10 protein-coding genes are annotated in these 17539 nt (G+C 63.3%); 6 read left to right on the top strand and 4 right to left on the bottom strand.

Going from position 1 to position 17539, the window contains the following annotated elements; all coding sequences use genetic code 11:
- The first annotated feature begins 183 nt into the window (after window positions 1-183).
- From NKJ11_RS16820 to NKJ11_RS16835, 4 genes are all read left to right on the top strand, one after another.
- Entirely contained in the window at window positions 184-1737 is a 1554-nt protein-coding gene (locus tag NKJ11_RS16820; protein WP_352721854.1) for a Do family serine endopeptidase, read from the top strand.
- A 350-nt stretch (window positions 1738-2087) separates the two neighbouring features.
- Window positions 2088-2762 (top strand): response regulator transcription factor, encoded by a 675-nt coding sequence (locus NKJ11_RS16825; protein ID WP_023812818.1) that lies wholly within the window; start codon window positions 2088-2090, stop codon window positions 2760-2762.
- Between the two features lie 7 nt (window positions 2763-2769).
- Complete coding sequence (locus NKJ11_RS16830) at window positions 2770-4248, top strand: sensor histidine kinase (protein ID WP_352721858.1); 1479 nt, start codon at window positions 2770-2772, stop codon at window positions 4246-4248.
- Window positions 4248-7208 (top strand): bifunctional [glutamine synthetase] adenylyltransferase/[glutamine synthetase]-adenylyl-L-tyrosine phosphorylase, encoded by a 2961-nt coding sequence (locus tag NKJ11_RS16835; protein ID WP_352721860.1) that lies wholly within the window; start codon window positions 4248-4250, stop codon window positions 7206-7208. Before NKJ11_RS16830 ends, NKJ11_RS16835 begins: the two co-directional genes overlap by 1 nt.
- 484 nt (window positions 7209-7692) lie before the next feature.
- Here the strand turns inward: NKJ11_RS16835 and NKJ11_RS16840 are convergent, their stop codons facing one another.
- The 3 genes from NKJ11_RS16840 to pepN form a co-directional block, all read right to left on the bottom strand.
- On the bottom strand, window positions 7693-7953 hold the full coding sequence (locus NKJ11_RS16840; protein ID WP_023812822.1) for a type II toxin-antitoxin system prevent-host-death family antitoxin: 261 nt from the start codon (window positions 7951-7953) through the stop codon (window positions 7693-7695).
- 108 nt (window positions 7954-8061) lie between these two features.
- The gene (locus NKJ11_RS16845) at window positions 8062-10383 is read right to left on the bottom strand and encodes a PAS domain-containing sensor histidine kinase (protein ID WP_352793813.1); all 2322 of its coding nucleotides are present in this window, start codon (window positions 10381-10383) and stop codon (window positions 8062-8064) included.
- Window positions 10384-10558: 175 nt separating this feature from the next.
- Window positions 10559-13204, bottom strand: a complete 2646-nt coding sequence (gene pepN, locus NKJ11_RS16850) for an aminopeptidase N (protein WP_352793814.1) — start codon at window positions 13202-13204, stop codon at window positions 10559-10561.
- A gap of 156 nt (window positions 13205-13360) precedes the next feature.
- Between pepN and NKJ11_RS16855 the strand changes: the two genes are divergently transcribed.
- Both NKJ11_RS16855 and NKJ11_RS16860 read left to right on the top strand, forming a co-directional pair.
- Window positions 13361-15667, top strand: coding sequence for a xanthine dehydrogenase family protein molybdopterin-binding subunit (locus NKJ11_RS16855; RefSeq protein ID WP_352609841.1), 2307 nt, complete (start codon window positions 13361-13363; stop codon window positions 15665-15667).
- A complete protein-coding gene (locus tag NKJ11_RS16860) occupies window positions 15664-16641 on the top strand; it encodes a DMT family transporter (protein ID WP_352441290.1) in 978 nt (325 codons plus the stop codon). The genes NKJ11_RS16855 and NKJ11_RS16860 overlap by 4 nt, the downstream gene beginning before the upstream one ends.
- Here NKJ11_RS16860 and NKJ11_RS16865 read toward each other — a convergent pair whose 3' ends face one another.
- Window positions 16642-17454 (bottom strand): helix-turn-helix domain-containing protein, encoded by an 813-nt coding sequence (locus tag NKJ11_RS16865; RefSeq protein WP_023812827.1) that lies wholly within the window; start codon window positions 17452-17454, stop codon window positions 16642-16644.
- Between the last annotated feature and the right edge of the window lie 85 nt (window positions 17455-17539).

A 17539-nucleotide genomic window follows, 5' to 3' on the forward strand; every position in this document is an offset into this window, starting at 1 on the left:
GTGCTGAGTTGTGTACAAGATAGCACATCGGACATGGCAGCCAAGGGGATTGTACGTCCCCTGACTCCCAAACATTACCAAAGTTTCATGTGTCGGAAATGGCGCTGTAATGTGTGCCGCTCTAATTCTCCTTTCCTGAGGATGCCGACCAAGCAGCGTCCGTTGAAAGAGGATAAGAAATCCATGAATATTGCCCCCAATTCATATTCGGTCACCCGCAAGCGTCTCATGGCTGCCGTCGCATCTGTCGCCGTGGCCGGTGCGATCGGCGTTGGCGCGCTGACCAGCGGAACCAGCCCTGTTCTGGCCGATGCCGTGCGCGTCGAGGCGCCGCAGGTGCCGGGCTTCGCCGATGTCGTCGAGCGCGTTTCTCCCGCCGTTGTCAGCGTCAAGGTCAAGGCCAAGATCAGCCCGGCCGCCGATGATGGCTCCGACCCGTCCGACGACCAGGATGGCATGAACAACCTGCCCAACAATCCACAGCTGCGCCGCTTCTTCAAGGAATTCCGTGGCTTTGGTGACCAGGACGGCCAGGGTGGCGGCAACAGGCGCTTCAGCCACCGCGACCGCAACAACGACCAGCCGCGGCCGGTTGCTCAAGGGTCCGGCTTCTTCATCTCGGATGACGGCTACCTCGTCACCAACAACCACGTCGTTTCGGAAGGCTCGGCCTTCACCGTGGTGATGCATGACGGCAAGGAACTCGACGCCAAGCTGGTCGGCACCGACCCGCGCACCGATCTCGCCGTGCTTAAGGTCGACGGCGTCGGCAAGTTTACCTATGTCGACTTCGCCGATGACTCCAAGGTTCGCGTCGGCGACTGGGTGGTGGCCGTCGGCAATCCGTTCGGCCTTGGTGGAACCGTCACCGCCGGCATCGTCTCCGCCCGCGGCCGTGACATCGGCGCTGGCCCTTATGACGACTTCATCCAGATCGACGCATCGGTCAACCGCGGCAATTCTGGCGGCCCGACCTTCAACCTCAACGGCCAGGTCGTCGGCATCAACACCGCGATCTTCTCGCCGTCCGGCGGCAGCGTCGGCATCGCCTTCGACATTCCCGCTTCGACCGCCAAGCAGGTCGTTCAGGACCTGATGAAGAGCGGTTCCGTGCAGCGCGGCTGGCTCGGCGTCGAAATCCAGCCGGTCACCTCCGACATCGCTGAGTCGCTTGGTCTGAAGTCCAACAACGGCGCACTGGTTTCCAGCGCGCAGGACGATGGTCCCGGCAAGAAGGCGGGCATCACGGCCGGTGACGTGATCACCCAGGTCGACGGCAAGGACGTCGCTTCGCCGAAGGAACTGGCACGGTTGATCGGCGCCTTCTCGCCTGGCAAATCGGTCGACGTCACCGTGTGGCGCGACGGCAAGAGCCAGACGGTCAAGGTCGATCTCGGCAAACTGCCTTCGAGCGACAAGCAGGCCTCTGTCGATCAGCAGCAGCCCGCCGCCCCGGCCAAGCCCGACACGCTGGCCGATCTCGGCCTGACCGTTACCAAGTCTGAAAACGGCAAGGGACTGGTGGTGACCGATGTCGATCCCGACAGCGACGCCGCCGATCGCGGCATCCAGCCGGGCGACGTCATCACGTCAGTCAATTCGACCGAAGTGAACGGCACCGAAGACGTCACCAAGGCGATGACCGAAGCAGTCAAATCCGGCCGCAAGGCAGTGCTGATGCAGATCACCCGCGACGACACCAATCGGTTCGTCGCGCTGCCCGTCGCCAAGGGCTGAGGTCGGTCCCGGAGCGTTCTCTCGGCCTTTCCAGGTGGGTGAGGGCGTTCCGGCGGCAGGTTGGACTTTTCCAGTGCGCCGGTTCAACACCCCCGAGCCGCCGTAAGGGAAAGCATGGAGGAGCGCGCGTTAGTCAGTCATCGCGCCTTCCCCCGGCGGCAGCGGGCTTCCCATCGCCCGCTGCCGCACACTTTCAAAAGCGCTTCCGCGATCCGATGCAAACGACATCGGCGGCGAGCAGCTTTATCGCGCACGGCTTCGGGCAATCTTGATCGCGGTGCGCTTTGGCAAAGGCCACAATGCAGATGTCTGCCACTCAACCTTCCGGCGAAATCGCGTATAACAGCCCTATGAAGATTCTCGTCATAGAAGACGATCGCGAGGCTGCGGATTACTTGCAGAAAGCCTTTGCCGAGGCCGGTCACACCGCTCATGTCGCCGGTGACGGCGAAACCGGCTTTGCGCTCGCCGACGCCGGCGACTACGACGTGATGGTGATCGACCGGATGATGCCGCGTCGCGACGGCCTGTCGGTCATTGCCGGTCTCCGGTCCAGGGGCAACACGACGCCGGTGCTGATCCTGTCGGCGCTCGGCGAGGTCGATGATAGGGTCACGGGGCTGCGCGCCGGCGGCGACGACTACCTGACGAAACCCTATGCCTTCTCCGAGCTTCTCGCCCGCGTTGAGGTTCTGAACCGTCGCGCCAGCGCCAAGGAAGCCGAAACCGTCTACCGCGTCGGCGATCTCGAACTCGACAGGCTGTCGCATTCGGTCCGCCGTGCGTCACGCGAGATAACGCTGCAGCCGCGTGAATTCCGCTTGCTCGAATATCTGATGCGGCATGCCGGCCAGGTGGTGACACGCACCATGCTGCTGGAAAATGTCTGGGACTACCATTTCGATCCGCAGACCAATGTCATCGACGTTCATGTCTCCCGGCTGCGCGGCAAGATCGAGAAGGGCTTCGACAAGCCCATCCTGCATACGGTTCGCGGCGCCGGCTATATGCTGAAGAGCGGCTAGCTGCGGCATGGCTCTTTCCGTGCCAGCCATCATGAAGACGACGGCAGCCCGGCTTTCGGCGCTCTACTTCCTGCTCTTCGCGCTGTGCGCGGTGGCACTCGTCTTCTACATGACGTCGCTGTCGGCGCGAATGCTGACCGCGCAGACGCAGGAGACCATCAATGACGAAGTGCTCGGCCTTGCCCGCGCCTACCAGCGCGGTGGCCTGCCGATCCTGGTGCGCGTGGTGGAACAGCGCTCGCGCCAGCCCGGCGCCAACCTTTACCTGATCGCCGACGCCAACGGCCAAATCCTGACCGGCAATGTGCAGAGCCTGGAGCCGGGCGTTCTCGAGAACGAAGGCTGGACCAGCAGTCCGTTCTCTTATCAGCGCTTTGGCGAGGGAGAGCTCGAGCGCCTGCGCAACCTTCCCGCCGAGCAGGGTACCACCACCCAATCCGAGCAGAACGATGCGCAGGCGCAGGGCGAAAAGGGCCACAACGCCATTGCGCTGGTGCTGCGGCTGCCGAACCAGATGATCATGCTGGTCGGCCGCGACCTTGGCGAGCCGGAGCGGTTTCGTGCGGTCATCCGCCGTGCGCTGATGCTGGCGCTCGGCATGATGGGACTGGGCGGATTGCTGATCTGGTTTTTTGTCGGCCGCGCCGCGCTGAAGCGCATCGACAGCGTGTCGGAAGCCAGCCGCCGCATTATGGGCGGCGATCTGTCGGGCAGGCTGCCGGTGACGGGGGTTGGCGATGAGTTCGACCGGCTCTCCGAAAATCTCAATGCCATGCTGGCCAGGATCGCCGCGCTGAATGAAGGCTTGAAGCAGGTTTCCGACAACATCGCGCATGATCTGAAGACGCCGCTGACCCGGCTGCGCAACCGGGCCGAAGCGACGCTTTCGGGCAAGCAAAAGGCTACCGACTACCGGCAGGCGCTGGAAGGCACCATTGCCGAGTCAGACCAGTTGATAAAAACCTTCAACGCCATCCTGATGATCTCCCGGCTGGAGGCTGGCTACTCCTCGGAGAACACCAACCGCGTCGATCTGGCGGAGGCCGTGCGCGATGTCGTCGAACTCTACGAGCCGGTGGCGGAAGAGGCAGGCGTGTCACTGGAAGCAGACGCGCGCAAGGCGGCGTCCGTCGACGGCAACCGCGAACTGATCGGCCAGGCGCTGTCGAACATCGTCGACAACGCCATCAAATATTCCACCGGCGCCAATGCCCAGCCGGCGGTGCGCGTCACGCTCGAGCGAACCGGTGCGGACGTTCGCCTGTCGGTTACCGACAATGGACACGGCATTCCCGACGATGGCGACCGCGCGCGCGCCACGGAACGTTTCGTGCGGCTGGAGAAGAGCCGTTCGCAGCCGGGTTCCGGTCTTGGCCTCAGCCTCGCCAAGGCGGTCATGACGTTCCACAATGGCCGGCTTGAACTCTTGCCTGGCAATCCTGGACTATCCGTGGTCATGAGTTTCCCGGCTCGGGAGGATCACTGATGAGCACTGCAGCGAAGCGGGTGGAGACTGGATGGCGGCTGAAGCCGGCTGCCAGGCTTGCCCCGCTCGACAAGGACCGTGCGCGGCTGGAACTGGCCGAGATCGCTTCCGCCGCGCGCGAAGAAGGACTGACGCGGCTGGCCAAGTTCCTGGCAGGCAAAGGGGAGGGCCAGGATTTCCTTGCCGCCGTCTTCGATCTGTCGCCGTTCCTGCGCGATACCGCACGTCGCCGGCCGCAAATCCTGGACGGGCTGTTCGAGCAGACGATCGAGGCTCGGCTGAAGGCGATCGGCGCCGCCATCGACCAGGTGCATCCAGCCGAAGCAGTCTCGGAATCCGGCCTGATGATGGAGCTGCGCCAGTGGAAGGCGGAGGCGCATTTCCTGATCGCGCTGGCCGATCTTGCCGGCGAGGCCGAAACGGCGCTGACGGTCCGGCGATTGAGCGATCTTGCAGACGCCTGCACCCGTGCGGCCGTCGACTTCCTGCTGCGTGACGCGCATGGCCAGGGCAAACTCAAACTGCCGGATGTCGGCAATCCATCGAAACAGTCGGGCTGGATCCTGCTCGGCATGGGCAAGCTCGGCGCGCATGAGCTGAATTTTTCCTCCGACATCGATCTGGTGGTTTTCTTCGATCCGGAAGCGCCCGCCGTCGTCGATCCGCTCGACGCCACCGAGTTGTTTTCGAGGCTGACGCGCCGCCTGGTGCGCATCCTGCAGGACCGCACCGAACACGGTTATGTCTTCCGCACCGATCTGAGACTGCGCCCAGACCCCGGTTCGACACCGCTGGCGATCCCGGTCGAGGCGGCACTGCGCTACTATGAAGCACGCGGCCAGAACTGGGAGCGCGCCGCGATGATCAAGGCACGGCCGGTGGCAGGCGATCTGGCCGCGGGTGCGGCCTTCCTCAAGGAGTTGCAGCCCTATATCTGGCGCAAATACATGGACTACGCGGCGATTGCCGACGTCCATTCGATCAAGCGCCAGATCCACGCCCACAAGGGCCATGGCGAGATTGCGGTCAAAGGCCACAACGTCAAGCTTGGCCGAGGCGGCATTCGAGAGATCGAGTTCTTCGTCCAGACCCAGCAGCTCATCGCCGGCGGACGCTTCCCTGAACTGCGTGGCCGCGAGACCGTGCCGATGCTCGGCGAGCTTGCGACCCGCGGCTGGATCACCGCCGAGGCGCGCGATGCGCTCGCCCGCCAGTACTGGTTCCTGCGCCGCGTCGAACACGCCGTGCAGATGGTTGCCGACGAGCAGACGCACACGCTGCCGGAAGATGATGAAGGCCTGGAGCGCATCGCCTACATGCTCGGCTTTGCCGATGCTTCTGCCTTTTCTCAAGCGTTCCGTGCCTCGCTGCAGCAGGTCGAACGTCACTACGCGGCACTGTTCGAAACAGCACCCGAACTGTCGACCGGCATCGGCAACCTGGTCTTCACCGGCGATGTCGACGATCCCGATACGCTGCAGACCTTGCACGGGCTCGGCTTCCAGCGGCCAAGCGACATCTGCCGCGTCATCCGTGGCTGGCATTTCGGCCGCTATCGCCTCACCCAGTCGGCGGAGGCACGCGAGCGGCTGACGGAACTGACGCCGGCGCTGCTGCGCGCCTTCGGCCAGACGCGCCGGGCCGACGAAGCTCTGATGCGCTTCGACGAGTTTCTCGCCGGCCTGCCGGCTGGCATCCAGCTGTTCTCCCTGCTGCAGTCCAATCCTGCCCTGCTGAAGCTTCTGGCGACGATCATGGGGGCCGCTCCCCGGCTGGCGGCGATCATCACCCGCAGGCCGCATGTCTTCGATGGTTTGCTCGACCCGGCCTTGCTCACCGAACTACCGGACCGCGCCTATCTGTCGGCGCGGCTTTCCGCCTTCGTCGAGGGCGACCGACTTTACGAGGATGTGCTCGACCGGCTGCGCATTTTTGCCTCCGAGCAGAAATTCCTGATTGGTGTCCGGCTGCTCGCCGGCTCGATCGATCCGGCGCGGGCCGGCCGCGCCTTTTCCGATCTGGCGGATCTCACCATCGAGGCTGCGTTGAAGGCGGTGACGGCCGAATTCGCGGCACGCCACGGCATCATTGCCGGCGGCGTGGTTTCGCTGCTCGGCATGGGCAAGCTCGGCAGCCGCGAGTTGACTGCCGGATCGGATGTCGACCTGATCCTGCTCTACGACCACGCGCCGGATGCCGAAGAGTCCAACGGCGACAAGCCGCTGGCGCCTTCGCATTACTACACCCGCATGACGCAAAGGCTGATCGCGGCGGTGTCCGCGCCGACGGCGGAGGGCGTGCTCTACGAACTCGACCTGCGCCTGCGGCCGTCCGGCAACAAGGGGCCGGTGGCCACCCATATCGATGCCTTCAAGAAATACCAGCGCCAGGAAGCCTGGACCTGGGAACACATGGCGCTGGCCCGCGCCCGCGCCATTGCCGGCGACGCCAGCCTGTGCGGCGAGGTTGAAGCGGAAGTGGCGACGGTGCTTGGACAGCCGCGCGACGCCGCCAAGGTGATGGCCGAGGCTGCGGACATGCGGGCCATGATCGAGAAGGAAAAGCCGCCGCGCGATCTCTGGGACATCAAGCTTATTCCCGGAGGATTGATCGATCTGGAATTCATCGCCCAGGTGGCCGTCATCACCGGGCAGGTCGAGACCGGGCGCCGCGCCACCGGCACCGCCGAGATCCTGTCGCGCCTCGCACCGGGCTTCGCCGATGCCGGGATAAGGCAGGAGCTTGGCGATGCCTACGCGCTCTATCTTGCACTGACCCAGATGACGCGGCTGTGCCTCACCGGAGCCTTTGAGCGCGACGACGTTCCGCCGGGGCTTTCGGATCTGCTTCTGGCGGTGACCGACTTGCCGGATTTCGGTGTGCTGGAAGCACACCTCAAGGAGACGTCGCAGAAGGTCAGGAAGGACTTTGATCTTTTGTTTCGTTCGGGATCACCGTGAAGCGATCGTCCCTTGGAATTGAAGACGTTTCGTGTTTCCAGTCTCATGCAGCTACTCTGTTCGCCGAATCTGCCGGAGCGCGCGGCGTGCGTGAGCCTGCAAAATTCTCTCCCGCAGATAGGCGTAGAAGCGCGGCGGCAGCATACCATAGTCGAATCGGGACGGTTTGCTTCTCGCGATGGGCCTGAGATCGGGACCCGGCCAGAGGAAGTCATTGGTTTCGGTCACGACGATCCATGACGGCGTGTCATCGAGGCAGAGATGGGCTTTGAGTGGCGCAGGTATTTCTACTGCATCGGCAGGATCAGCCGGTGGCGAGTGTGTGACCGGAACGACCGTTATGACTTCACGGCCCTCCACGACCCGGCGCGCGGCGACAATGGCGCATGGTCGGTTTTTGCGACCTTCTTCGGCACCCTTTCGTGTTCTCTCACCCAGAGGTAAGAATAGGAAATCACCAGACCCGGGATAGGTTTGGGCAGGCTCACGGTGTCCAGTCTTTGAGCATCGCATCGAGCCCGGCATATTCGCTCGGTACGGCGCTTTCGGCGATGGCGTTCAGCGTCTCATCATCCAGTTCTTCCGCGTTACGGGCGACTCGTCCCTTGACCAACACCTCGAACATCGCCGCCGACAGGAGTACCGTGTGGGTCCGGCCATTCTTTGTGATTGCGACCGGCGCACGCTGGGCAGCGTCCTGAAAACGCCCGACATTCTGCTGGAATTCTGTTGAAGTCACTCGCATGACAAAGTCTACCTTTCTTATCTAAGGTGGATAAAATAGATAACTTTGTCAAAGCGTTTCACCTCGCGTCCATGAGGTGGGATCAGGCCTGGGATGGTGATAAAATATTCACGCTGCAACCTTGATCGCCGGCACGGCCCTCTTCACCGGAATGCGCACCGACACGATCGTGCCGACACCTTCGCTCGACCGGATCTTCAGCGCGCCGCCCTGAAGCTCGGCCAGCGAACGTGAGATGGCAAGGCCAAGGCCAGACCCGGCATGGCTCTTGGAGAACTGGTTCTGCACCTGCTCGAAGGGCCGTCCTAGCTTGCCGAGCGCCTCCTTGGGAATGCCGCAGCCATTGTCCTCGATCGTCAGCACCAGCGCGCCGGATGTGTTGCGGGCCCTGACCGATATGTGGCCGCCCTGGCCGGTGAATTTCACCGCATTGGACAAAAGGTTGATGACGATCTGCTTGATCGCGCGGCGATCGGCGACCAGCGTCAGCGCATCGGCAATGCGCGTTTCCACGGTGATGGCCTTTTGCGCCGCCTGCAGCGAGACGACGCGAACCGTTTCGCTGATCAGCGGGCCAAGATCGATCTCTTCCCGGTCCAGCGAAAACTGGCCGGCCTCGATCTTGGACATGTCGAGAATGTCGTTGATGACGCCCAGGAGATATTTGCCGCTGCTGTTGATGTCGGTGGCATATTCTTCGTAGCGCTCCGATCCGAGCGGGCCGAACAGCCCTTGTTCCATCAGTTCGGAGAAGCCGATGATCGCGTTCAGCGGCGTGCGCAACTCATGCGACATGTTGGCCAGGAATTCGGATTTGGCCCGGTTCGCAGCTTCGGCGCGTTCGGTTTCCTTCATGTATTTGCGGTTGAGGTCGACCAGTTCGCGCGAGCGCTCCTCTTCGGCCCGCCGCGCGAGGCTGAGATCATGGATCGTTGCCATCAGCCGGCGCTCGCTGTCGACCAGCTTCTCCTGGTGCAGCTTGATCTGGGTGATGTCGGAGCCGACCGAGACGATGCCGCCGTCCCGGGTCTTCAGTTCGTTGACCTGCAGCCAGCGGCCATCGGCCAGCTGCCGCTCGAAAGTGGCGCCGCCCTGCAGACCGCTGGTGTGGGCAAGCCGCCGTTCGGAAGCAAAGGCCAGCATGCGTTCTTCCAGCGCCGCGCGCGCGGTGCCCGGCATCACGTCGCGGTCCGAAAGCCCGTTGTCCTGCTGGTATTTGGAATTGCACATGATCAGGCGCTGCGTCGAATCCCACAGCACGAAGGATTCGTTGATGTTCTCGATCGCCGTTCTGAGGCGAAGGTCGGCAGCCTCGGAACGCAGCGCCAGATGACGCTGTTCGGTGACGTCGACGGCAATTCCGATCAGCTGGATCTCCGGGGCTTCCGGATCGATGACCTGCGCCCGTGCGCGCATCCAGATCCATTGGCCGTCGGCGTGGCGCATGCGGAACACCTGGTCGATGTGGTCGATCTCGCGTGCGACGATTCTGTTGGCGAGCTCGAACAGGTCGCCGTCCTCGGGATGGATGATCTGATCGACCTCGCCGAAGGACAGCATCGTGTCGCAGGGTTTGTAGCCGAGCATGTCGTACATCGAGCGCGACCAGTACATCTTGCCGCGCACCATGTCCCAGTCCCACAGGCCGCAGCGGCCGCGAACCAGCGCCATGTCGATGCGCTGATGCGCTTCGAGGTAGATGCGGTCGGCCGCCTGCGCACGCGCGGCCTGGCCGAAATAGGCATAGAGGATGACGATCAGCACGCCGGCCGTCAGCACGAACAGGGTGACGTTCAGCGAAACGGTCTTGCGCCAGGCATCGAAAACCGCGTCCTGTGGCACCAGGGCCGCCGATGCGCCCTTTCCGCCATCCGCCAGGCTGACCGCGGCGTACCAGTCCCGTCCGTCGATGTTGACGTCCATGACGCCGGCACGATCGCCGAACATGAACAAGGGCTGGCCGCCCTCGACGAGGCCGTCCAGCGAATGGCCCTGCCATGGCATCGAGCGCGGCGTCACCGCGACGATCTTGAAAGCGCTGTCGGTGATGACAAGCACATGGCTGCGGCCCATCGCGCCCTGACGGCTGGTGGTCTCCAGCAGATCCTGTATGGCGCCGGGCACCGTTTCCGAGGTGGTGGCGAGCGAACTGGCCAACTGGCCCGCCGCCAGCGTCAGGATCGCCTTGGCATTGCGCTCGACATCGTCGCGCTCGTTCATCAGTGACAGCACGCGCAGCGCTGCGATGACGATCAGGAAGGTGATGATGAGGGCGGGTATTGATCGGCGCAGCAGCGGCTCGGCGGCCAGAAGCCGCCGGTAGGCCGGTTCGGCGATGAGCCGCGTATTCCCGGCAAGACCGTCGCCGCGCGTCTCGCGATGCGCAAAAACCGTCCCTCCGGGCGCGCCCCACGCGTCCGCCTTCGCCATAAATGGCACTCCCCGAATTTGCCTATGCTGCTTGGCGATCCGGCAAACGCCGCACATCCGAATCGTCAGTAAAGAATCAAAGGTGATTCGCCTTGTCCAGTGGTCCGGCGAAAAAAGATTAAAAATCGACTAAAATAACGCCGAAACGGCCCAATGTCTCTTGCCGGGCGCCCGCTTATGCCAGCGTACGCTCGACAATATCCCGCAGATCCGCCGATAGGTTTTCGGCGCCGGCGATCGACAGCAGCGCTTCCCTGGCCTTGGCTTGCCGCAAAGGTTCGAGCGAACGCCACGATCTGAGCGCCGTCGCCAGCCTGGCTGCCACTTGCGGGTTGCCCTTTTCAACCTCGAGCACAGTCTGAGCAAAGAACCAGTAGCCTTCGCCGTCAGCACGATGGAAGCCGGTCTGGTTGGCGCTGGAGAAGGTGCCGATCAGCGAGCGAACTCGATTCGGATTGCCCATCGAGAAGGCCGGGTGGTTGGTCAGGGCCTTCACGGTGTCGACGGTTTGCGGCCCCGGAACGCTGGCCTGGATCTGGAACCATTTGTCCATGACCAGCGGGTCGGACCCATAGGTCGTCTCGAAAGCCGCCAGCGCCTCGACCGCCTCGGGCGAACCGTGGTGACGATGCGCGAGCACGGCAAGTGCTGCCGCGCGGTCGGTCATGTTGGTCGCCGACTGGAAATGCCCGGCGGCGAGTGCTGCTCCACCCGGCTGCAGCGACAGATAATCCAGCAAGGTGTTGCGCAAGGCGCGTCGTCCGGCGCTCGCCGCGTCGAGGCTGAACGCTTCTCTGTCGGCAAGGCTGCGGTAGAGGCCCGAAAAAACGTCCCGGTTCGCAGTGCCGATCGCCAGCGCCAGTGCCTCGCGAGCGGCATAGATGGCATCGGGGTCGATGTTCCTGCCGATGTCGCGGGCGATGTCGGCTTCGCCGGGCAATGCCAGCGCCAGTGCTCGATAGGCCGGCTCCAGCGTCTCGTCACCGGCGATGCTGCCGGCGAGTTCGATCAGCCGCGGTGCAAAGGCCGGCTGCTTGCCGCCGAGGACCTCGCGGAAGGCTGATATCAGTGCATCGGTCAGCAATGTGTTGAAGGCCTGCCAGCGCGAGAAGGCGTCGCTGTCATGGCGGGCGAGAAAGAACTGGTCGTCGGCTTTCTGCTCGACGGACAATGTCACCGGCGCCGAAAAGCCGCGGTTGAGCGACACGGCCGGGCGCTCGGTGACGCCTGAAAACCGCACCATGTGGCGGCGCTTGCGGATATGGATGACGCCGTCCTCGACGCTGGCGCCTTCGACGCCGCTATACGGCACAGGCTTGCCGCCGGCGCCGATCAGGCCAAAAGCCAGCGGGATGTGCATCAGCCGCTTGCGGCTTTCGGACGGTGTCGGCGGCACCGACTGCTCGATTTCGAGCGTGAATTCTTGCGCGGCCGGATTGTGCGTCGAACTGATCGTCAGGTTCGGCGTGCCTGCCTGATGATACCAGAGCGCGAACTGCGACAGGTCGCGGCCGGACGCATCCTCGAACACCTTGATGAAATCCTCGATCGTCGCCGCGTCACCGTCGTGTCGCTCGAAATAGAGGTCCATGCCGGCGCGAAAGACGTCGGCACCGAGAATTGTGCGGATCATGCGCACCACTTCGGAGCCCTTCTCGTAGACCGTCGCCGTGTAGAAATTGTTGATTTCGCGGTAGCGGCGCGGCCGCACCGGATGCGCCAGCGGACCTTGGTCCTCGGGAAACTGGTGGGCGCGCAAGGTGCGCACTTCGGCGATGCGCTTGACCGCGCGCGAACGCTGGTCGGCAGAGAATTCGTGATCGCGGAAAACCGTCAGGCCTTCCTTCAGGCAGAGCTGGAACCAGTCGCGGCAAGTGATTCTGTTGCCTGTCCAATTGTGGAAATACTCATGCGCGATGATCGCCTCGATATTGGCGAAATCGGCGTCCGTCGCGGTCTCCCGGTCGGCCAGCACATATTTGTCGTTGAAGATGTTAAGGCCCTTGTTCTCCATCGCGCCCATGTTGAAGTCGGACACGGCGACGATGTTGAAGACGTCGAGATCGTATTCGCGGCCGAACGCCTCCTCGTCCCATTTCATCGACCGCTTCAGAGCATCCATCGCGTAGCCGGCCAGGTTCTCCTTGCCGGGCTCGACATAGATGCCGAGTTCGATCGTGCGGCCCGATAGCGTGACGAAACTGTCCGCAAGCTGGCCGAGATTGCCGGCCACCAGCGCGAACAAATAGGACGGCTTGGGGAAAGGGTCGTGCCACACTGCATAGTGCCAGCCGTCGCCGAGGTCGCCCCTGTCGACCGGGTTGCCGTTGGACAGGAGCAGCGGCGCTTCGTCACGTATTGCCTCTATGCGCACCGTGTAGACGGACAGGATGTCGGGACGATCGAGGAAATAGGTGATGCGGCGAAAGCCCTCGGCTTCGCATTGCGTGCAGTAGACATGGCTCGAGCGGTAGAGGCCCATCAGGGCTTCGTTGCCGGCCGGCGCCACCTCGGTCTCTATGAGCAACTGGAAGCGACGCGCCGCCGGCGGCTTGAGGATGGTCAGTTGATCGGGCGTCGCCAGCAGATCCGCCGGCTTCACCTTGTTGCCGTCGATCTCTATGCGCTTGAGGGTCAGCCCGTCGCCGTCGAGCACCAGCGGTGCCGACACGGAGACGTCGTCACGACGCTCTATCGTGAGCACGGCGGTGACACGCGTTGCGTCTGGCGAAAGGCGGAAGGTAAGGTCGGTTTTCGGAATGAGGTAGTCGTTGGGGCGATAGTCTTCGAGTTTGAAGACCTGGCCGGTGTCCGTGCGCATTCCGTGGGTTTTCCTGTCGATTGCGTTGGCGGCGGATTGTGTCCGCTGGTCCAAGAAATTTGAAGTCCGCGCTCTTTACACGAAACCGCCCCTCGACAAAACTGAGGCAATGCCTATTTCAGGCGTTCCTTCTCCTGTCATCATCACGAGGCATCCATGACCGTCGTCACACCGAAATTCGGCATGGGCGCATCCGTGCTGCGGCGCGAGGATGCCGCCTTCATCCAGGGCCAGGGCCGCTATACCGACGACATCCAGCCGGCTGGCGTCCTGCATGGCTATGTCCTGCGCTCGCCGGTCGCCAAGGCCAGCTTCACCATCGGTTCGACCGAGGCGGCGAAGGCGGCACCTGGCGTCCATCTGGTGCTGACCGGCAAGGATCTTGCCCATCTCGGCGATCTGAAATCCGGCGTCATGCAGGAACAGCCGGACGGCACCAAGGCTCCGACGCGCGACATCCCGATCCTGTGCCGCGACCGCGTCAACTATGTCGGCGATGCCGTTGCCTTCGTCGTCGCCGACAGCCGAGCCTTGGCGCAGGATGCCGCCGAACTGATCGATGTCGACTATGACGGCGAAGACGCGGCCTCGGGGACGGCAAATGCACTTGCCGAAGGCACGCCGCTGGTCTGGCCGGAGCTTGGTTCCAACCGCGCCTTCAGCTACCACATGGGCGACAAGAAAAAGACCGAAGCGGCTTTCGCCAAGGCCGCCCATGTCACCCGCATCGAGTTCGTCAACAACCGGCTGGTGTGCAACTACATGGAGCCGCGCTCCGCGATCGGCGAATGGAACGTCGAGGAGAAGCGCTTCGTGCTGACCACCGGGTCGCAAGGCGTGCACTCCATGCAGTATATCCTGGCCAGCGTGTTCAAGATCAAGAAAGACCAGCTGCGCGTCATCACGCCTGATGTCGGCGGTGGTTTCGGGCCGAAGAGCTTCGTCTACCGCGAATATCCGCTGGTGCTGGAAGCGGCAAAGCGGCTTGGCCGCCCGGTGAAATGGGCCGGCGACCGCACGGAACACTTCCTGACCGACGCGCAAGGGCGCGACAATTTCGTCACGGCCGAAATGGCGCTGGACAAGGACGGCCGCTTTCTCGGCATGAAGGTGGACCTGCTCGCCAACATCGGCGCCTATATCTCGCAATACGGTCCGTTCATCCCCTATATCGGCGTCACCATGTCGACCGGTGTCTATGATATCCAGGCGCTCGACGTCTCGGTGACCGGCCTCTACACCAACACCTGCCCGGTCGATGCCTATCGCGGTGCCGGCCGACCGGAAGCAGCCTTCCTGCTGGAAAAGCTGGTCGATGCCTGCGCCCACGATCTCGGCCTGCCTGTCGAGGAGATCCGCCGCCGCAACTTCATCCGGCCGGAGCAATTTCCCTACCGGACGCAAACCGGCCGCCTCTACGACACCGGTGAATTCGAAGGCCATATGGAGCGCGCCATTGAGCAATCCGAATGGAAAGCGTTTCCGGAGCGGCTGGCGCAATCGAAGGCCGGCGGAAAAATCCGCGGCCTCGGCATGGCGACCTATATCGAGGCCTGTGCCTTTCCGGGCTCCGAACCGGCCTTCGTCGAACTCAATGGCGATGGCACGGTGACGCTGAAGATCGGCACCCAGACCAACGGGCAGGGACACGCCACCGCCTATGCGCAGTTCCTGTCGGAAAAGCTCAATCTCGACATCGACAAGATTCATGTCCGCCAGGGCGATACCGATGAGCTGAAGGCCGGCGGTGGCACTGGCGGCTCGCGCTCCATTCCGCTGGGGGGTGTATCGGCTTCCCGCGCGGGCGAGGATCTGGCCAACAAGATCAAGCGCATCGCAGCCGACGAACTGGAGGCTTCTGCCGGCGACATTGAGCTGTCTGATGGTGTTGCCCGCATCGTCGGCACCGATCGCTCGATCGATTTTTCCGCCATCGCCAAGGCCGCCAAGACATCAGACGATCTCAAGGGCTTTGGCGAGTTCGTGCAGGACGAATGCACCTATCCCAACGGCACCCATATCTGCGAGGTCGAGATCGATCCCGACACCGGCGCGACCGAGATCGTCCGCTACACCATCGTCGACGATTTCGGCGTCACCGTGAACCCGATCCTGCTCGCCGGCCAGGTGCATGGCGGCGTCGTGCAAGGCATCGGCCAGGCACTGACCGAAGACACTATCTATGGCGAGGATGGACAGCTTTTGACGGCGAGCTTCATGGATTACGCCATGCCGCGCGCCGACAATTTCCCGTTCTTCCATTTCGAGACCCGCAACGTGCCTTCGACCACCAATGCACTCGGCATCAAAGGCGCGGGCGAGGCCGGCACCATCGGCTCGACGCCGGCGGCACTCAATGCGGTGACCGACGCGCTCTGGCGCGCTTACGGCGTCAAGCACATCGACATGCCGGCAACGCCGGCGCGTATCTGGGCGGCGATCCGAGAAGCGTCGGGAGCGTGACAGCAGGCCCCGGCAGCCCCCCGGCCACAGCCAGCGATGATGCCGGCGGGCACGACACGCTTACCGGCATCATGCTCAAGATCGTGTCGGTGGCGGTCTTCGTCGGCATGCAGACCTGTATCAAAGCCGCAGGCACGATTCCGGCCGGCCAGATTGTCTTCTTCCGCTCTTTTTTCGCCATCTTCCCGATCATCGCCTTCCTGGCTTTCAGGAAAGAACTCGGCACTGCCTTCACCACCAGGCGTCCGTTCAACCACATCGCCCGCGGCCTGGTCGGCGTCTGCGCCATGGGGCTCGGCTTTTTTGCGTTGACACGGTTGCCGCTGCCGGAAGCGATCACGCTGAACTATGCGCAGCCGCTGCTGGTGGTGGTGTTCAGCTCCATCTTCCTCGGCGAGGCCATCCGTGTCTATCGCTGGAGTGCGGTCGCGGTCGGTCTTGTCGGCGTGCTGATCATCTCCTGGCCGGAACTGACGCTGCTGAGTTCCGACGAGGCGCTCGACGATCAGGAAGTGCTTGGCGTCATGGCCGCTCTTGTCGCGGCGGCGATCTCGGCCGTCGCCATGCTCTTGGTGCGCAATCTCGTGCAAAGCGAGCGCACAGCGACCATCGTGCTGTGGTTTTCGGTGACGGCGAGCGTCATGTCGCTGCTGTCGCTGCCATTCGGCTGGCAGGCGCTGACGCCGCTCCAGGCAGCTCTTCTTGTTGCCGCCGGCTTCTGCGGCGGCCTCGGTCAGATCCTGATGACGGCGGCCTATCGCCATGCCGAGGCCTCGGTGGTGGCGCCGTTCGAATACACCTCGATGATCCTCGGCGTCGTCGTCGGCTATCTCGTCTTCGGCGACGTCGCCACGCTCCATATGCTTGTCGGCGGCCTGATCGTCGTCGCCGCCGGCATCTTCATCATCTGGCGCGAACGCCAGCTTGGCCTGGAGCGCACCCGCACGCGCAAGGCATCTTTGCCTGAAGGGTGATTACGACAGCTCGGCTCGCTCCTTCGCCAACCGAACCAGCACCGTCCTCGTCTGCTCGTCGGCGGGGAAAAACGATTCGATCGCCAATTCCGAAAGCGTCACGTCGAGCGGCGTGCCGAACACCGTGATGGTGCTGATGAATGATAGCACCTGATCGCCATGCGCCAGCCTGAGCGGATGCACGATGGCATTCGGCTCGACCGACACCGGCCGGCTGCCTTTCAAGCCGGACGGGTAACTGCGCAATTCGCGCTCCAATTCGACCAGCACAGGGTCACCGCTCGCGTCGTTCTGGTGTTTCAGGCGCTCGAGCAGATGCGTTCGCCATTCCTGAAGGTTGACGATGCGCGGTGCGATGCCGCCGGGATGCAGGCTGAGGCGAAGCACGTTGACCGGCGGCGTCAGCAGCGAAGCCTCGCTGACATCGTCAAGGAAGGGTGCAATGGCGGCATTGGCCGAAACCAGGTTCCAGTGGCGGTCGACGGCGAGTGCCGGGAAAGGCTCGTGGCCTTTGAGGACGATCTCGACGGCCGCCATCGCCGGCGCCAGCGTCGTGTCGGTCAGGGAGCGTTCGCCGAAGCTGGGCGCAAAACCGGCGGCGAGCAGCAATTGATTGCGTTGCCTCAGCGGTATCGACAATTGCTCGGCCAGATGCAGCACCATGTCGCGCGAGGGCGCGGCGCGGCCGCTTTCGACGAAGCTCAGATGCCGCTGCGAGATCTCGGCCTCCATGGCGAGGTCGAGCTGCGACATGCGGCGGCGGGTGCGCCATTCGCGAATGAGGCTGCCGGCGGACGTTTGGGGTGTTGTCATGAGGCATGATTAGGTCGAGAGCAGACGTATTTCAATTACCTCGGAGGTTATCGGTACGGCATCCATGTCGGAGATTGGCTACTCG

The sequence above is a fragment of the Mesorhizobium sp. M0243 genome (assembly GCF_040321775.1).
Classification (GTDB): domain Bacteria; phylum Pseudomonadota; class Alphaproteobacteria; order Rhizobiales; family Rhizobiaceae; genus Mesorhizobium.